The organism is Gracilibacillus thailandensis, from assembly GCF_010994055.1.
GTDB lineage: Bacteria > Bacillota > Bacilli > Bacillales > Amphibacillaceae > Gracilibacillus > Gracilibacillus lacisalsi.
The window spans coordinates 1-17,900 of the sequence record NZ_WJID01000006.1; the positions used below are offsets into that span (position 1 = coordinate 1).

21 protein-coding genes are annotated in these 17,900 nt (G+C 36.6%); 10 read left to right on the top strand and 11 right to left on the bottom strand.

Features of this window, described 5'->3' with window-relative positions; genetic code table 11:
• Window positions 1–156 precede the first annotated feature (156 nt).
• Both fabF and GH715_RS02745 read right to left on the bottom strand, forming a co-directional pair.
• Entirely contained in the window at window positions 157–1,395 is a 1,239-nt protein-coding gene (gene fabF / locus GH715_RS02740; RefSeq protein WP_153833955.1) for a beta-ketoacyl-ACP synthase II, read from the bottom strand.
• Between the two features lie 20 nt (window positions 1,396–1,415).
• On the bottom strand, window positions 1,416–2,351 hold the full coding sequence (locus GH715_RS02745) for a beta-ketoacyl-ACP synthase III (protein WP_018933352.1): 936 nt from the start codon (window positions 2,349–2,351) through the stop codon (window positions 1,416–1,418).
• A 195-nt stretch (window positions 2,352–2,546) separates the two neighbouring features.
• Between GH715_RS02745 and GH715_RS02750 the strand changes: the two genes are divergently transcribed.
• Window positions 2,547–2,732, top strand: a complete 186-nt coding sequence (locus GH715_RS02750; RefSeq protein WP_153833954.1) for a hypothetical protein — start codon at window positions 2,547–2,549, stop codon at window positions 2,730–2,732.
• A gap of 44 nt (window positions 2,733–2,776) precedes the next feature.
• Here the strand turns inward: GH715_RS02750 and GH715_RS02755 are convergent, their stop codons facing one another.
• On the bottom strand, window positions 2,777–3,748 hold the full coding sequence (locus tag GH715_RS02755) for a BMP family ABC transporter substrate-binding protein (protein WP_153833953.1): 972 nt from the start codon (window positions 3,746–3,748) through the stop codon (window positions 2,777–2,779).
• Window positions 3,749–4,034: 286 nt separating this feature from the next.
• Here GH715_RS02755 and GH715_RS02760 point away from each other — a divergent pair, with 286 nt between their 5' ends.
• Both GH715_RS02760 and GH715_RS02765 read left to right on the top strand, forming a co-directional pair.
• Window positions 4,035–4,208: a DUF2929 family protein gene (locus tag GH715_RS02760; RefSeq protein ID WP_018933355.1), complete on the top strand. Its 174-nt coding sequence runs from the start codon at window positions 4,035–4,037 to the stop codon at window positions 4,206–4,208.
• 98 nt (window positions 4,209–4,306) lie between these two features.
• The gene (locus GH715_RS02765) at window positions 4,307–5,122 is read left to right on the top strand and encodes an undecaprenyl-diphosphate phosphatase (protein ID WP_153833952.1); all 816 of its coding nucleotides are present in this window, start codon (window positions 4,307–4,309) and stop codon (window positions 5,120–5,122) included.
• A gap of 360 nt (window positions 5,123–5,482) precedes the next feature.
• On the opposite strand, the gene GH715_RS02770 is transcribed toward GH715_RS02765, so the two are convergent.
• Window positions 5,483–5,794, bottom strand: a complete 312-nt coding sequence (locus GH715_RS02770; RefSeq protein ID WP_018933358.1) for a metal-sulfur cluster assembly factor — start codon at window positions 5,792–5,794, stop codon at window positions 5,483–5,485.
• 68 nt (window positions 5,795–5,862) lie between these two features.
• A complete protein-coding gene (locus GH715_RS02775; protein ID WP_153833951.1) occupies window positions 5,863–6,627 on the bottom strand; it encodes an alpha/beta fold hydrolase in 765 nt (254 codons plus the stop codon).
• 145 nt (window positions 6,628–6,772) lie between these two features.
• On the opposite strand from GH715_RS02775, the gene GH715_RS02780 reads away from it, so the two are divergent.
• The 3 genes from GH715_RS02780 (at window position 6,773) to GH715_RS02790 (ending at window position 8,408) form a co-directional block, all read left to right on the top strand.
• Window positions 6,773–7,627, top strand: a complete 855-nt coding sequence (locus tag GH715_RS02780; RefSeq protein ID WP_153833950.1) for a Cof-type HAD-IIB family hydrolase — start codon at window positions 6,773–6,775, stop codon at window positions 7,625–7,627.
• Window positions 7,628–7,813: 186 nt separating this feature from the next.
• Entirely contained in the window at window positions 7,814–8,011 is a 198-nt protein-coding gene (locus tag GH715_RS02785; protein ID WP_018933361.1) for a DUF3813 family protein, read from the top strand.
• Between the two features lie 133 nt (window positions 8,012–8,144).
• Window positions 8,145–8,408 (top strand): NifU N-terminal domain-containing protein, encoded by a 264-nt coding sequence (locus GH715_RS02790; RefSeq protein ID WP_153833949.1) that lies wholly within the window; start codon window positions 8,145–8,147, stop codon window positions 8,406–8,408.
• A 247-nt stretch (window positions 8,409–8,655) separates the two neighbouring features.
• Here the strand turns inward: GH715_RS02790 and GH715_RS02795 are convergent, their stop codons facing one another.
• Window positions 8,656–9,516, bottom strand: a complete 861-nt coding sequence (locus GH715_RS02795; RefSeq protein WP_153833948.1) for a BsuPI-related putative proteinase inhibitor — start codon at window positions 9,514–9,516, stop codon at window positions 8,656–8,658.
• Between the two features lie 50 nt (window positions 9,517–9,566).
• Window positions 9,567–10,415: a YitT family protein gene (locus tag GH715_RS02800; protein WP_153833947.1), complete on the bottom strand. Its 849-nt coding sequence runs from the start codon at window positions 10,413–10,415 to the stop codon at window positions 9,567–9,569.
• 233 nt (window positions 10,416–10,648) lie between these two features.
• Between GH715_RS02800 and GH715_RS02805 the strand changes: the two genes are divergently transcribed.
• On the top strand, window positions 10,649–11,509 hold the full coding sequence (locus GH715_RS02805; RefSeq protein WP_153833946.1) for a DegV family protein: 861 nt from the start codon (window positions 10,649–10,651) through the stop codon (window positions 11,507–11,509).
• Window positions 11,510–11,755: 246 nt separating this feature from the next.
• Window positions 11,756–12,616 carry an SDR family oxidoreductase gene (locus tag GH715_RS02810; protein WP_153833945.1) on the top strand — a complete coding sequence of 287 codons (861 nt, stop codon included), beginning with the start codon at window positions 11,756–11,758 and terminating at the stop codon, window positions 12,614–12,616.
• Here GH715_RS02810 and GH715_RS02815 read toward each other — a convergent pair.
• Window positions 12,609–13,112 (bottom strand): DinB family protein, encoded by a 504-nt coding sequence (locus tag GH715_RS02815; protein ID WP_153833944.1) that lies wholly within the window; start codon window positions 13,110–13,112, stop codon window positions 12,609–12,611. The two genes, GH715_RS02810 and GH715_RS02815, sit on opposite strands and share 8 nt — an antisense overlap.
• A gap of 18 nt (window positions 13,113–13,130) precedes the next feature.
• Window positions 13,131–13,334 carry a transcription initiation factor TFIIIB gene (locus GH715_RS02820; RefSeq protein ID WP_153833943.1) on the bottom strand — a complete coding sequence of 68 codons (204 nt, stop codon included), beginning with the start codon at window positions 13,332–13,334 and terminating at the stop codon, window positions 13,131–13,133.
• A gap of 237 nt (window positions 13,335–13,571) precedes the next feature.
• Here GH715_RS02820 and GH715_RS02825 point away from each other — a divergent pair, with 237 nt between their 5' ends.
• Window positions 13,572–14,936 (top strand): MATE family efflux transporter, encoded by a 1,365-nt coding sequence (locus tag GH715_RS02825; RefSeq protein ID WP_153833942.1) that lies wholly within the window; start codon window positions 13,572–13,574, stop codon window positions 14,934–14,936.
• Between the two features lie 49 nt (window positions 14,937–14,985).
• On the opposite strand, the gene GH715_RS02830 is transcribed toward GH715_RS02825, so the two are convergent.
• Complete coding sequence (locus tag GH715_RS02830) at window positions 14,986–15,894, bottom strand: macrolide 2'-phosphotransferase (protein WP_163578423.1); 909 nt, start codon at window positions 15,892–15,894, stop codon at window positions 14,986–14,988.
• A gap of 537 nt (window positions 15,895–16,431) precedes the next feature.
• On the bottom strand, window positions 16,432–17,034 hold the full coding sequence (locus tag GH715_RS02835) for a flavin reductase family protein (protein ID WP_153834073.1): 603 nt from the start codon (window positions 17,032–17,034) through the stop codon (window positions 16,432–16,434).
• 114 nt (window positions 17,035–17,148) lie between these two features.
• Here GH715_RS02835 and GH715_RS02840 point away from each other — a divergent pair, with 114 nt between their 5' ends.
• Window positions 17,149–17,859 (top strand): ArsR/SmtB family transcription factor, encoded by a 711-nt coding sequence (locus tag GH715_RS02840; RefSeq protein WP_153833941.1) that lies wholly within the window; start codon window positions 17,149–17,151, stop codon window positions 17,857–17,859.
• Window positions 17,860–17,900: the final 41 nt, after the last annotated feature.

Consider the following 17,900-nt stretch of genomic DNA (forward strand, 5'->3'; position numbering starts at 1 on the left):
ACGGAAAAGGAAGCGGGCAGCCGGAGCGATGCTTTTCGTCTACATATCATTTCAAAATGACCACCTATGATACAAAAACACTATCATGCCGCGTAATATATACTTCCCTTATAATTAAGAAAAGAGGACAGGTAATCCTGTCCTCTTTCATAGATATTATTGATATTTTTTGAATGCGAGTGTTACGTTATGACCGCCAAAACCTAATGAGTTACTAATGGCGATGTTGATATCTTTTTCGACCGCTTCGTTTGGTACATAGTTAAGATCACAAGCTTCATCTGGTGTTTCGTAATTAATCGTTGGTGGTAAAACACCATCTTGAAGTGCTTTGACACATGCAATCGATTCAATCGCACCAGCTGCTCCTAATAAATGTCCTGTCATGGATTTCGTCGAGGAAACATCCATCTTGTATGCATGGTCGTTGAAAACCGTTTTGATCGCTTGTGTTTCAAAGGAATCATTGTACTCCGTACTTGTACCATGCGCATTGACATAGTCTACATCTTCAGGAGATATTTCTGCACTATCTAGCGCTTGCTGCATTGCGCGTGCTGCTCCTTCTCCTTCAGGTGCTGGTGATGTAATATGGTACGCATCACCAGAAGCGCCATATCCAACAATTTCAGCATAAATAGTAGCGCCACGTTTTTCAGCAGATTCTAATGATTCCAGGATTAAAATACCTGCTCCTTCTCCCATGACAAATCCATCACGGTTTTTATCAAAAGGTCTACTTGCTGTATTTGGATCTTCATTAAAAGACAATGCTTTTGCTGTTGAGAAGCCTGCGAAAGCCATTGGTGTTAATGGTGCCTCTGCTCCGCCTGTGATCATGTAATCGGCATCCCCTCGTTCGATAACTTTAAAAGCGTCACCGATTGAATTTGCCCCTGACGCACAAGCAGTTACGGAACAGTTATTGATCCCTTTTGCACCTAGTTGAATCGACACTTGACCAGCAGCCATATCTGGAATTAGCATCGGAACGAAGAATGGACTAACCCGACGATAGCCTTTATCAACAAATTTTCTAAATTGCTCATCATACGTTGCCATTCCACCAATACCAGAGCCAATCCATACACCTACACGGTTAGCAATATCATCAGTAATTTCTAGATTAGCATCTTCTACCGCCATTTTAGCGGCACCTACTGCGTATTGTGTAAATAAGTCCATACGTTTTGAATCTTTTTTCTCCATATAATTGGTTGGTTCCCAATCTTTTACCTCACCAGCAACTTTCGCCGGAAAATCGTCTTTATTGACCTTTGTCACATAATCAATTCCCGAAGTACCAGATTTTAAATGATCCCAAAATTGAGCGACAGTATTTCCTAATGGTGTCACGGCACCCATACCAGTAATAACCACTCGATTTTTACTCATATCGATTCCTCCCTATTTTTCTATTTTCCCCATTTTAATGCTACAGCGCCCCATGTTAAACCTCCACCGAAGCCAACCAAGACGACCAAATCGTTATCCTTTATTTTATCGTTTTTAACTCCTTCAGATAAAGCAATAGGTATCGAAGCAGCTGAAGTATTACCATATTTATTAACGTTGACTGCCATTCGATCCTCTTCAATACCAAGCCGTTGTCTAGCAGCTTCCATAATACGAATATTTGCTTGATGTGGAATTAAATAATCAACATCTTCTTTAGCATAACCCGCTTTTTCCACCACATGTACTGATGATTCTGGCATTTGTCGTACTGCAAACTTAAAAACTTCTCGACCATTCATAAAAATATAGTCGTCATTTTGTTCTAAATGCTTGCCGCCACTACCATCAGCACCTAATTCAAAGGATAGCACACCTTTATCTTCACTTACAGGTCCCATTACTGCCGCACCTGCACCATCTCCAAATAAAACACATGTATTGCGGTCTGTCCAATCGGTGATTTTCGATAATTTATCTGCACCGATTATTAAAACATGTTGATATGCACCTGTTTCAATGAATTGTTTAGCCGTAATGACACCGTACATAAATCCTGCACAGGCAGCACTGATATCCATTGCTGCAGCCTTTGTTGCACCTAATCGTTCTTGCAGTTTACAGGATACTGTCGGAAAAGGTTGATCTGGTGTAACAGTTGCAACTAAAATCAAATCCAAATCTTCCCCTGTAATTTCCGCTTCCTCTAAAGCTTGTTCTGCTGCTTTAAATGCCATATCTGATGTATCTTCATTGTCATGAGCGATTCTTCTTTCTTCAATTCCAGTTCTTGTGCGAATCCACTCATCACTTGTATCGACGATTTTTTCCATATCAGCGTTAGTTAATACTTTCTCTGGCGCATAATGACCAGTTCCAATTATTCCTGCTTTCATGTTTATCCTTCCTCTCAAAGGAATTGTTATCAATTATTAAGACTTGGTACTAATTTTATAGTAAGATTTCATTTTTTTCAAGTTTATTTATTTAAAGTCTATCCACTCGCTGACAAAATACTCGTTAATCTACGTTTAAAAGTACCCATACATTCTAGTGGAATCTCCCATACAATGACTTTAGGAGGGATAGATATGGAAAAGCAAAATCGTTTTGATGAATTAATGTTCGGTAAAAAGCAAACGGAAGAGTCGGAAGAACCAGAAGAAAATGAGGAAAAAGACGAAAATGCTTTTGACTTATTTCAAACCGTACAATTACTAAATGACACATATAAGAAATTATCGCCAATCAAAGATATGTTCAAAAACATAAAATGAGATGATACCGTGATAAAAAAATAGCTGTCACATCGACATGACAGCTATTTTTCCGTTTGATGAGGTAATAAGCCTGTTTCCTTATACTCTTCGATTAGTTCATTCAAATAATCGATAAAATCTTCTGACAAATGCTCGCTATACGGGCCCATAGTGATAACTTCTTCTTCAAAACCGAAGTTATAAATCCCACCTTCTAATTCGCCCTCTTGTAATTGTTCAATGGCATAGACGTATAATTTATCAATATGTTGCACCGTACTGGTTAATACAGACTGCCCACCAATAGGTTGTTGATCATTAACATAGCCAATTGAATATATACCTTGATTCATAGCAGACTCCACGATGGAAACACTATAAGCATCGCCAGCTGGGTAAATGACATCCATATTTTGATCAAGCATTTTCTGATAATGCTCCACTGCCAGATCCTTTTCATCCCAATCATAGACATATTGAATATCGACATTCACCCGATCGTTTTGATAGAGAACGCCCTCGTAGAATCCTTCTACCTCCGGCTGCCATTCATACGCAGCAATAATTCCTACATGATTTGTTTCTGTCATTTCTCCTGCAACCATTCCAGCAAAAAACCCCATTGCTAAAGAGTTAAAATTTAAACTAATCAAATTATCTGCTGAATAGCCACCGTTTACATATATAAATTGAATATCAGGATATGACGCTTGTATTCGGTTGAAAAATTCACCAAAGTTGCTACTATGGCCGATAATAACCTGTACTCCTTCATTAGCAAATTCTTCAACGGCAATATTTACTTGCTGTTGCGTCTGGACACCTTCACGGAAATAAATATCCATATTAAATTCTTCTTGTATATCGAGTAAACCTCGATAACCTTTATTGCCCCAATTTTGATCATGGATCGTGTTTTCAATTAGCATTCCAACACGTTCTATTTTTTCACCACTTGCATTGTTGTTACAGCCGGATAATATTGGAATAATTATAATAAAAGTCAAAATAAGCAAGATCATATATTTTTTCAATATCCGCACTCCTTAAAGAATGGCATAGACGAACAGACTATCCTTAGGACTATTTTATCGCTTAGTCGACATTCCGTAAACCAAGAAAACATTACAAATAGATTACATTTGTGTAGAAACCCCTGTAACATCAGCATTCACAAAAAGATCACAAATTTCCTTTTGCACAAGATTTTTGTTTATTTTATTCATAAAATTTGATAAACTATAGATGGCGAAAAACGTAAGGGTATACATAATTCATAATAAATAGTATAGGATTCATAATAGATAGAGAGGTGAGACAATGAAATATTTCGCAACTATTTTTTGGGCAGTCATTATTTTAACCGTTGTATCATATGTATTAACAAGTATGGGTGGTCAAGAGTTTAATCTTGCTTCTGCTGTTTCCATTGCAGCAATTTTTAGTATCGTTGCAATCATTCTCGGTGATGGCATCCTGAAAGAAGAGGAATAACTTAAAAGATAGATCACTTTCGACTAACCGATAACCCTTGTCAACAAACAGTGACAAGGGTTATCTTTATGGAATACAGATTTTAGGGGGATACATAAATGGAAGAACTACTGTTATTGATCAAATATTTATTTTTAGGGTTAGTACAAGGTTTCACGGAACCAATTCCTATTTCTTCAAGTGGTCACTTAGTGTTATTACAAGACATATTTGGTGTAGGTGTGAGGGGCTTATCGTTTGAAGTGTTAGTCAATTTTGGTTCCTTAATTGCGGTACTGATGATTTACTGGAAAGATATTATCCAGATAGCTAAAAACGGGATTAACTATCTAACGACAAAAGATAATGCCTATCATGATGATTTTATGTTTATCATTTATCTGGTTGTTGCCACTATTCCAGCAGCAGTACTTGGCTTACTATTAGATGATTATATTGAAGCAACCTTTGCTGATCGAGCAAAAATGGTTGGAATTACTTTAGTTATTACAGGTATCGCGCTTTGGATTATTCGAAACTTACGTGGAAACAAAAATGATGGTGCTTTAACAATGAAAGATGCGATTATCGTTGGATTTGCTCAATCTGTTGCTTTATTACCAGGAATTAGCCGTTCAGGAGCAACGATTGTAGCGGCGATGTTATTAGGAATGAAACAAGAAACAGCATTACGTTTTTCATTCTTAATGTTTATACCTGTCAGTGTTGGTACGATGATGCTGTCTGTTGATGATGTAGTAAATGACCCTAACTTTAATACACTTTGGATTCCATATCTTATCGCCTTTATCGCAGCTATTATTGCAACTTATTATTCCTTGCGTTGGTTTATGAATATTATGCGGAAAGGTAATTTAAAATATTTCGCTTTCTATTGCTTTATCGTAGGTATTATCGCCTTTATCCTTCTTTAAAGCGAGGCTTTGGCCTTAGTACTATGATATGAAGTGAGAAGGATAACACATTTTGAAGCAGCAAATAATATGTGGAAAATTGATGTAGAGAAAATAGAGGACAAGTTGTTTAAATAGATTGAGCGGACATTTAGTGCGTTATTTGACGGAATAATACCCGTTTTTCGGTGTTGGCGGATATTTGATCCCTTATTCGGTTACTTTTGATGAAAAATAGCTTGATTTTCTATGAATAACGGAATAGATGTCCGCTACTATCCTAAAAACGCCATTTTCCTCACAAATAACGGAACAAATGTCCGTACTCATCTACCGGAGCACCAACACAAAAAAGCGCCTGTTAAAAGGGCGCTTTTCTTATTAATCCGGAATACCGAGTGCGATTTTTGCGTATCTCGACATACGGTCTTTTGACCATGGCGGATTCCAGACGATATTCACTTCTGTATCTTTTACTTCAGGAATATCTTCCATGACACGCTTCACATCTTGTTCAATGTGACCTGCAAGAGGACATCCCATTGCTGTTAGTGTCATTGTTACAGTAGCAATACCTTCATCATCAAGGTCTACACCATACACAAGACCTAAATTAACGATATCTATACCAAGCTCTGGGTCAATCACATTTTCCAGTGCTCCCATTAAATTCTCTTCTAATGCTTGATCCATCTCAATCCCTCCTTCAAACTCTTATCATTTATTATAAAACAAATCGGACACTTTTTAAATGATTTAAATCATAGTTGATATTCTAACCACTTTACAAATTCTAAAATCGCAAAACGGCTAACTTTATGTCCGCGTCCTATTTCTTTTAAGAAAGTGATATTTTCAGGGTTTTTGTAATGCTCAATCGCTTCTTCATAAAAGCTATAGGCATGATCAAATGGTACCACCGCATCCTCTTCCCCATGCCAGAAGAATAATGGTCTACCAAATAGCTTCTCCATTTGTAACGATAAATCAATGTCTTTTAATTCCTTTATTAATAAGTGAAGTTGATCATCAGAGATGGGTAGTTCTTTATGCTGAGCTTTCATAAAGCCAATTAATTGTTCGGCATATGCAGTTATTTTCGGGGATCCCATCATCACTCCAGCAGTCTTAACCCATGAAAATTGTGTTAAGGCAGCAGCAGTCGTGATTCCTCCCATACTTGTACCTGCTAACCCAAAGCGATTGCCCTCAAGTAATTGCTTTGCGACTAACTCTTGATAAATTGCTTCAATATCATCCAAATTTTGCTTTACTATATCGAAGAAGCGAAACTCTCTTTCCATATGTGAAAGATCGGTTTCTCTATCACCGTGTAACATCGAATCAGGCAATAATACTCGATAGCCTTTTTCTGCTAATAAGTATGCTATTGGTAAGTTATGTTCTTTCGCACTTGTAAAGCCATGTATGTATGTTAAAGTTGGTAATGCTTGCTCTTTCTTTTCTTGGTCAACGACATGTAATAACGGTATGTCGTTCCAATATTCTTTATTTATAGCTATCATCGGTACAATCCTTTCTCGTATCTTTTCTTACTTTTCATGATATAACTTCTTAATCAAACATGCAAAATATAGAAATAAAAATATACAAAACTTTACACCTGAAAGAAAGATCTTTAAACTATAATTACAATAGTGAGGTGAAGATATGCAAACAAATAGACACTTAGTTGCATTAGATCTAGACGGAACACTGTTAACTGATCGAAAGGAAATTAGTCCTTATACCAAATCAGTTGTACAGCAAATCATCCAAGAAGGACATATCGTGGTGATCGCCACAGGACGACCGCATCGTGCAAGTATTGCGTATTATCAAGAACTTGGTTTACAGACTCCGATGGTTAACTTCAACGGTGCACTTATTCATCATCCAACCGATCAAAAGTGGGACGCTTTACACACACCACTCCCAAATCGAACTGCAAAAAAAATTATTCAAACATGTTATGATTTTGAAGTCCATAATATTTTTGCTGAAATCCGGGATAATATGTACTTAGATCAGTTTGACCAACAAATTATCGATGTTTTTTCGGAGCCTAATCAACAGGATTTGATTACAATCGGAAGCTTAAAAAATCACTTACAAGAGGATCCAACTTCATTATTAATCCATCCGAAGGATGACCATATTGAGGAATTACGTCAATACTTAGATGATAAACATGCATCCATTATTGAACATAGAAAATGGGGTGTGCCTTGGAATGTAATTGAAGTTGTAAGAAAAGGGATTAACAAAGCAGTTGGTTTGAAAAAAATTGCACATTATTTTCACATCCCTGTAGCTAATATCATTGCATTTGGTGACGAAGATAATGACCTCGAAATGATCGAATATGCAGGTGTTGGTGTTGCAATGGGCAATGCTATTGATGAATTAAAACAAATTGCTAATTATCAAACCAAAACTAATGAAGAAGACGGAATAGGCAAGTTCCTTGTTGATTATTTAAAATTGGAAGCTAACGTTAAGGTTGGCAAAGATCTATCTGAATAGAAATCCGTGATTAATCCATAATAAGCATGAACATCAAATTGGTGTTCATGCTTTTTCCTTAAGCTCTGTTTCAGTGGTGGTATATCAAAGAACAAAGCTTCCAGTAGTTCTCTACCACCATTAAAAAGGATCATAACGGTAATCCAATTGATAAGCCTAGTGATTCAATAGACAGGAGGATTTATTATGCAAAACCAATTGTTTCAGCAAGCAAGAGATGCCGTCAATCGCTTAATGAATCGCGCGAACGGAAACTTCAATGAGCAGGATAAGCAAGCCGCTCAAAATGCGATTCAGTCTGCTTATACAAATGCAACAGCAGAAGAACAGCAAGAACTTCGCGAATTAGAGAATCAATTAAAGCAACAGAATGAATTAAAATAAGCTCCTCTGGTTAAAGAAGGTATACGAATCCGTATACCTTCTTTTCTTCATTCCAGCATCTGTTGAATTCCTTTCATAATTAACTACATTTTGATATGATGGTGATAAAGTACGCTTTATAGGAGGAAAGACGATGAGTATTCATGTAGAAGCAACACCAAATCCAAACGCAATGAAATTTACTAGTGACAAAATGATTTTTGAAGGAAACAATAGTATTTCTGTTATGCCTGGTCAAACAAGTGAATATGATATTTTAAATGAACTAATGCAACTAGAAGGTGTTGATAATGTATTTGGCTTCCAACACTTTATCACTGTTAATAAAAAAATGGATGTCGAATGGGACGAGCTGATTGGTAATGTAGAAGAAGTTATTACAAAATATGGTTATTAAACAAAAGGAATATATATACTTTCTAAGAAAAGCGCAGAGCGCCCGCTTAAAAACGTAGCGGCTGGGGCTAATCAACTGAGATAAAGGAATCACTGAGAAAAGCGAACCGATGATGACTTATCGTAGGGCGATTCGTGAAGTCGTCTAGTTTTTGGACGCTCGGAGCTAGATATCTGCGCAAATTTTATACTTCCCTTACAACTAAAAAAGGCTTGGTTCTCTAACCAAGCCTTTTTGGGTGTTGCTTTTATGGCATTACTTCTAATTGTACTGGTCTTTGTTCGGAACGATCCTCTGTATACAGTAACATAACCACTGCTCCGTTTTGAGGTAACATATCCTCGTCAATCGAAATTTTGATCTCAAATTCCTGCCATCCATCGCCTTCAACAGGGATTTCTGTTTGTTCCACTAGATAATTATGGCCATCCTCTACCTCATAATAGGTTACACCAACGCTGGTATCAACCTCTCCTGTTACGGTATATTCGCCATTTTCTCCTTCAACGTCAACTGAACGAAAAGGGCTATCTTCATCAGCTGCAGGATCCTCTATTGTAATGGTAATTGTTTGTTTTAACGGCTCACCTTCTACCTGCTGGCCATTTATTTCAGCTGGTAAGAGCGTCATTTCTACTTCATACTCACCAGGCTCCAAATGTTCAATCATATCCCAGGATTCCGCCCAATTCTTGAATTCACCAGGTGCTAATGATTCTTCAACCAAAGCTTCGGTGAACATTTTCCCTTCTGAATATTGATAAAATACTTCATCTTCTTGAAACAACTTAATTTCAAATTGTTGACCAGAAGTAAACATCAAGTCAACGGCCTCTTCATTTTTGTTGATTAATTGAAGTTTAAAATTAATCGTTGTACCTTGTTGTTCTGCAGCAACTTTCAAATCTAAATTTTCCATAATAGCTGAAAGAGCCTCCGTTTCGGATTGAGTTTCTTCTTCGTTAGCATTCTCTGGTTCGGGTGATTCTTCAGTAGAATTATCTACCGGTACCGAATCATCTGTTTCTGTTTCTTCCACATCCGAAGAACCACAAGCCATTAACAACAACATCAAGATAATAGATATAAGAGAGAAATATTTCTTCATATTTCTGCGACCCCCTTTAAAAGATTAGACGTTAGACACGAGAAATGGTTTCAATCGTTTCGTCGGAAGAATCCATAGACACCTGCTGTCTGAATAACATTCGTAAAAGCATTCTCATCTACTTCATGGATAATCCGTTCTAAATCATATAACTCATATCTAGTTATAACTAAATATAACATATGCTTATCTTCTTTTGTATAAGCACCTTTAACCGGCAATATCGTAATCCCGCGAATCATTGTGTCATGAATTGCTTGTTGCAGCTCATCAGCTTTTTTCGTAACAATCATTGCTGTCACTTTCTCATGACGAGTATGTATACCATCAATAACTCGTGTTGTAACATATAAACCTACTAACGTATAAAGTGCATTCTCCGGCTCATTTAAGATACCTGCAATAACAATAATCATCCCGTTAATCGCCATTAGATAACTACCAATTGGCTTGTCCTTCATCCGAGATAAAACCATTGCAATAATATCAGAACCGCCTGTTGAAGCACCCCACTTTAAGGTAATACCGACACCAACACCAGCAATAACTCCACCAAATACAGCATTAAGCAAAATATCGTCGGACAAATTAACAATTGGTAGCACCTCTAGGAAAAAAGAGGTAGCAATAACCGAAAGAAAACTGTAGATTGTAAAGCCACGACCTACCATTAACCAACCGATAATAGCTACTGGTATATTAAGAATGAATAAAATAATACCGGTACTAGCAATTTCTACTCCCAAGTAATCAGAAAAAACAGTAGCTAAAATTTGTGAAATACCAGTAAAGCCACTAGCATATACATTGGCACCAATTAAGAAAAAATTAAGACCAATGGCATTTAGTATTGCACCAACTATGACAATTACTATTCGTTTTGCTTCCATTAAGAACATGTTGTTCATCCCTCCTGTTAACGGAACCCACATGATTCCATACCCTTTTATATCATTACATAATCTTTTTTGCACAAGAATAAACTATACTAGAATCTGATCTAGAAACCAAGTAGTTTGAACAAAAAAGTTTGTAAATTTGTTTTGACGTAACTGTTCGTTAAGCTTACACTTATATTAAGCTAAAACACGATCATCATACATGATCAAAAAGGAAAAAAGGAGGGGTTACATTGACTGTAAAAATTCTTGCAGATTCTGCTTGTGATCTTTCATCTGAAGATTTTCAACAATTTGACATCGAAATGTTACCATTAACTGTTCAACTGGATGGTGAAGATTACGAAGATGGAATTAGTATTTCTTCAAAAAAAGTTTACGATGCCATGAGAGAAGGCAAAGCGCCCAAAACGGCACAAGTCAGTCCTCAAGTTTTTAAAGATGCTTTCGAAAAACATGCCAAGGCAGGAAACCAGGTCTTATATTTAGCTTTTTCTTCAGAACTGTCTGGTACATATCAAGGGGCAAAATTAATGGAGCAAGAAGTGAAAGAAGCGTATCCTGATTTTGAATTACATGTGCTTGATACGAAATGTGCATCTTTAGGATATGGACTTGTTGTGCTAAGGGCCGCAGAATTAGCTCAAACAGGTGCAAGTATGGAGGAAATACTCGAAGTAAGCAAACATCACTATGAACATATGGAGCATATTTTCACTGTCGATGACTTAGAATATTTGTACCGCGGAGGTCGTGTTAGCAAAACAGCCGCTTTTGTCGGTACATTATTAAAAGTAAAGCCTTTATTACACATGGAAGATGGTAAACTGATCCCACTAGAAAAAGTTAGAGGATCCAAAAAAGTGTTCAAACGAATGATCGAAGTGATGGAAGAACGAGGTCAAGATCTGGACAACCAATTAGTAGCGATCAGCCATGGCGATGCATTGGATACAGCTGAACATATTGCAAGCATGATTCGGGAAAAATGGAATGTCAAAGATATTAAAATTAACATGGTTGGTTCTGCCATCGGTGCACATTCCGGACCAGGTACGATCGCTCTCTTTTTCTTAAATGATTCTCCGAAGTAAAGTTAGACTGTTCCAAGTAGCAGTTTAGCGATCGAGATAACATCGTCACCTCATTTTTTATTGGACACTTTTTTGGGGTTATTGGACACTTTGGACGATTTACTGGACACTTTCACGGATTTATTAGACACTTTTCATCATTTACTGGACACTCTCAAAAAAATCCCTGCACACGCAGGGATTTTTTACGTATGTTGCTCTGCTTTTTTGCCATACTAGGAGAAAAAGCTTCTAGGAGTGTCCTAAATGTCAGCAAATCAGCAAAAACAAGTATTACCGAAGCAGCATCAAGATCGACAACCTGGTTTCGAATATAAGATGACACCTCTTCCTGTCAGTGTAAATGAACATTATCAAGGTAGTAATAAATTGAAAGATAAAGTTGCAATCATTTCTGGCGGGGACAGCGGTATTGGTCGTTCTGTTGCGATTCATTTTGCTAAAGAAGGAGCAGATATCGTCATCATCTATTTCGATGAAGATCAAGATGCCAACGATACGAAGAAAATGGTGGAACATGAAGGTAAAGCATGTAGTCTATTTCGCGGAGATATTTCGCATAGTGAGTTTAGTAAAGATGTCGTCAAAAAAGTAATCGATGAACATGGAAAAATTGATATTGTGGTGAATAATGCTGCGGTTCAATATCCACAGCAGGATTTTCTTCAAATTACTGATGATCAATTAGAAAAAACATTTCGAACAAACATTTTTGGTTATTTTTATCTCACAAGAGCAGCCCTCCCTCATTTAAAAGAAGGTAGTTCAATCATTAATACTTCTTCGATTACCGCTTTCCAAGGTAATGAAAGTCTGATTGATTACTCCAGTACCAAGGGAGCCATTACAACATTTACAAAATCTCTGGCAAAATCACTAGTCTCTCAAGGAATTCGTGTCAACAGTGTTGCGCCTGGACCAATCTGGACACCACTGATTCCAGCTAGTTTTGATGAGAATCAAGTTGCCACCTTTGGCTCTGATACAGAAATGGGACGACCTGGTGAATCATCAGAAGTTGCACCAGCATATGTATACCTTGCAAGTAATGATGCTAGTTATGTAACAGGTCAAACGATTCATGTTAATGGTGGACAAATCATTTAAAAAGAAAAAACACATAGTCTGTTGGTACTCCCCGTTCACCCTGTTGATGAAGCATCGCCGTTAGATTGCCACGATGATATGTCCCATGATTAACGACATGATGCACTAAATCAACAAGGGTGAACTCACATACTCCATGTTGTGGATGCTCTGTAGTGATCGAATGTTCAGAATTCTTATGGATATTGAAAAAATCATAATACTCTGTTGAAAGTTGATCATACATATCTTCTAGCTCAACAATGGAAGCTTGTGAAGCCTTGAATTTTCGATGTTCCACTTTTTTAATAATGGTATGAAAGTTACTTCCCTTCATTACCTCCAGCCAAGTTATATCGGTAGCATAAAGATGAGTCAACACTTCAGAAATGGAGGAAAAAACACTTTTAACTTTGCCGTTTAAAATTTCATTTGGTAATTGCTTTAAATGTGCGAATATTTTTTTATTCGCCCAAACGTGATAATCATACATTTTTATTACCTGACTATTTGTCATTTGATCACTCCTTGTAAATCAATAGATGGTACCTTTAAATTTCTCCGGTTTTTTTACATAACCTTCAATAATATAGCCACAATTTGTACAAATTATATACTCAACATCAGAACCAAAGCTCATTTTATTTACAGGTTGCATTACTGCATATCCACTATGCTTACCAAGCCCCAATTCCGTTTCCCCACATTTCGGGCACGCAGATACTCCTCGATACTGCATCCAACCACAACTCCTCTACTTTAACAGGTTATGCTAGAATTACGTTTCAAAAGCTATTTGTGTTTCACTAATTTTTCATAGCAACAAAGACTGCCGCAAACACTATACGATTATATGCTTGATGTCATCGATCTTTAAATTTTTCACCAAATAATAAAGATTAAACCGTTTCCTTTTTTCATTTTTTAGTGTAAAGTAATATTCTTACAACAAAAATGATTTGGAAGAAGGAACATAATGAAACAAACTGAGACTAAAAATTTAAGTTTATTTGCTTTAACATGGCCTATTTTCATTGAAATTCTGTTACACATGTTGATGGGGAATGCCGATACGTTAATGTTAAGTCAGTACTCCGATCATTCGGTTGCTGCGGTCGGTGTATCCAATCAAGTGTTATCGGTTGTGATTGTAATGTTTGGTTTTGTTGCCGCAGGGGCATCGATACTCGTAGCACAAAATCTCGGGGCAGAACGGTCAAAAACAGCTGGAAAGATTGCTGTAACATCGATTAGTTTAAATTTATGGTTTTCATTAGCATTAAGTCTCACTTTATTTATTTTCAGTGACTTTATTTTACGTTTGATGGATTTGCCTGAAGAACTAATGAATGAAGCTTCTACTTATATGAACATCGTCGGCGGATTTATTTTCGTTCAAGCACTGATCATGACAGTATCAGCTATTTTACGAAGCTATGGCTTTACCAAGGATACCATGTTTGTCACGATTGGCATGAATATTGTAAATGTGATTGGTAACTTTTTTGTTATTTTTGGTCCATTTGGATTTCCAGTACTTGGTGTCGAAGGGGTTGCCTATGTCACAATGCTTAGTCGGTTTATCGGATTTATCATCTTATTATTTATCTTGGCACGTCGTAGTGAACGACAGCTTCCGTTCCAATCTTTTTTCCATTATGAAAAGAGCCATGTGAAAGACCTATTACAAATTGGCACACCATCTGCAGGGGAGCAGTTATCCTATAATGCAAGTCAGATGGCAATCACCTATTTTATTGCTCAGATGGGGACTATCGCAATTACAACGAAAGTATATGTGCAAAACTTAATGATGTTTATTCTCTTGTTCTCCATCGCCATTGGGCAAGGTTCACAAATTCTGATCGGTCACATGATCGGAGCAGGAGATATGGAAAGTGCTTATAAACGTGGTATCAAAAGCTTGAAAATAGCAATTGTTATCAGCACTTTAATGGCAATTCTTTTCTATAGTTTCAGTTCGACATTACTTGGTATTTTCACAACTGACGCTACTATTATTGAAAAAGGGATGTTCCTTTTACTCATTACGATTATTCTTGAACCTGGTCGCGCATTTAACCTTGTAGTTATTAACTCACTGAGAGCTGCTGGAGATGTCAAGTTTCCTGTTGTGATTGGGATTGCCTCGATGTGGGGTGTCAGTGTTACCTTTGCATGGTTTTTTGGAATCTTTTTAGATTTAGGATTGGTAGGTGTCTGGATAGCTTTTATTGCCGATGAATGGCTAAGAGGTGTCTTAATGCTAAGAAGATGGCGTTCAAGAACTTGGATGAAGAAAGCATTTGTCAAAAAAGAAACAGAAGCTGTGGCGGAATAAATTAAAAGCATACCAGCACACGTGGTGAATGGTATGCTTTTTGTTTTAGTTATTTATCAGTAACCTCTAACGCTTGTTTTGCCATTTCCTCATACTCTTCCAGGCCTGAAATTAAGGCAAACTCTGCGATGGCTACTGGATAAGCAGCACTCAGCTCGATAATATGCTCTTTCATCAAGGGCCAGCTATATCCTCCAGCTTCTTTGTAAGCGTCGATAAGAGAAACAAGGCCATCTTCTCCAAAAAGTTGATAGTACCCCACAAAGTCATTGGATATATCTGTCACTTTCACTTCTGTCCAATCGATTATCCCTGTTACGTTGGCATCCTTATCAATTAATAGGTGACCTGCATGAATATCTCCATGAATGAAACCTGTTCGTTTTGGCCACATTTCATCATTATTTACCCATGTTTGCCAGCGATGCCATAAAGCTTCTCCTACCCCGAACTTTTCCTTCACAGCCTCCATTCTTTCGATCATTGACTGTCTCGCTTCTTCTGAGCTGTGTACCATTAAGTCAGCTTTTGCTACTTTCTCTAATGGAATACTGTGCAGATCTGCCAGCGCACTTGCTAATGTTTTATGAAAATTAGCTGGTACATCGTTAATATCAATTTCCCATACATAATTTTGAATCTCATGATCAATTGTCCCAGCAGGTATTCCATCTAATTTTTTATATGCAATCAAATCCTCTGCATATATCGACCAATTCGGAGCTTGAAAAGTAGATACCTGCTCATTCACAACATCTAAAGCGTTTTTCTCCACTTTCGTTCTTGGCATCACATCTGGTCTTCTCGGGATACGTAACGTCCACTCATTTCCTTCCTGATCTTTTGCAAAGACAACCTGAAAATCTAGCCCTGACTCATTAAATTCTAAAGAATCCTCTTGTAGTTGAAGACCTTGCTTCCTTGTTATGTCCATCACTTCTTTTATTGTTATACTCACTTAACATCACATCCTTATAATATTTCTCAAATAAAAAAACACAGGTACTATCCTGTGCTGAATAATCGGATTATCGCTTTGTGAGTTATAAAAATCATCCATAAAGACATAACAAGAAAACCGGATTCAAAATAAAAGAATTCCTTTCGCTCGTTAAGAATTATATATTGAGTTATCGAAATATACAATTTATTTGTTTATGATGATGATTACTTAAAAATAGGCAGACCTATCCGATTACTCTACACACAGGCAGAGCCTTTAAACACTATAAAATTAGTAGCATAAAGATTAAAATCGGATTCTAATATAGCAGATACCCATTTTTAAGCAACCCTCCGTTCCATTAAGTTAATCCAATCATAGCAGAAGCGACGATGTCTTGCAATATTTACATCAATATTAAGAAGAAATTGTTCAAGAGGATTTCAGATCAACTTAAACCTTAATAACTAAAAACGCTTGGATTAGATTATCGATCCAAACGTTTTATCTGTAACTATCTTTTCTATAATATTGTATACATATTAATAATTTTCAAGTTTCTGAACGGAAAGTTTTTCCTACCTCTTTACCTAATTCAAAGTAATGCCTAAAATTATATATTAATGGACTCCACTTTGATGGATCAATATAATTTTCATTTTGTATAATATTATCTTCCGCATGAAAATGTAATACTTGCGTTTCAACAATTGCAAACAATGGATTATATTCGGGTATTCGAATGTTTTTAACTAATGCTTCGATTTGAATAGGACATTCTTCTATCCGAGTAGGAAAGACAGTTTTTGAATCTAAGGGAGTTAACCCTGAAGATTCGTATTTATCTTTTTTATAAGTGAATCCAATCTCTTGCTTATAAGACGGTATAACTTTTTTTCCGCTATAAGAAGAGATTTTCTCAACATTTTCCCAAAGGTTTGGACTGGGTAAATTAATAACACATTCTTTATGCCTTTCTAAGTTTTCAATAGCCTTCCCTCCAAGTCCTATACCAAGAACAATACAATCACCTAGAGCCCAAGAAGAAGACATTGGACTTATGTTTGTTGTCCCGTCTTCATTTAACGTGTTAAGAAGCAATGTTGGTGTTCCATAATACATAATTTTAGGCTTAATTTCTTTAAAACTTAACATGTCCACATTTGTTGTCTTATTCAAGTTTTTTCCTCCTTTAACTTCATTACATTTATATTGTAAATCTTTAAATATTCAACTATCATCGAAATATGGATGTAAGGAGGAAAAATGATGAATCCCAATATTTCTAAAATCGCTTCATTATTATCTGATTCAACTCGATCGGCTATTTTACTTAGCCTTATGGACGGAAGAATCCACCCTGCTAGTGAATTGGCTTTTCTTGCAAAGGTAAAACCTCAAACAGCAAGTTTCCATCTCCATAAAATGCTCGAGGCTAACCTAATTAATGTGGAAAAACACGGAAGGCATCGTTATTATAAGTTGATTAATAGTGATGTAGCCAAAGTGATAGAACAAATGTTAAGTATTTCTCCTAACTCTCCTGTTACTTCATTTAGAGAATCCAGAGAAAAAGAGGCTATTCATTTCGCTAGAACTTGTTATGATCATTTAGCAGGCTATCTCGGTGTACAAATTACAAATTCTTTACTGGAACAAGGCTTTATAAAAAAGGTAGATTTAAACTTTGAAGTAACTCCCGAAGGCATCGAGTTTTTTCGTGATTTCGGTATTAATCTTGAGGAACAAAAAAAGAAACGGAGGGCATTTGCACGTTGTTGTTTAGATTGGAGTGAACGACAACATCATCTTGCTGGAGCACTTGGTAATGCGTTGCTTTTAAAGATGATCGAACGACAATGGATAACACGTACACCTAAGATACGAGCTGTTAAAGTAACTCCAACCGGAAAAATTGAATTACAGAAACTTTTCAAATTCGATTACGAAAATAATCTTTATACTTTTGAAGAAAGTTAACTAGAGAATTTATAAGAAAACGTTTGGTTAAAATTCTATTA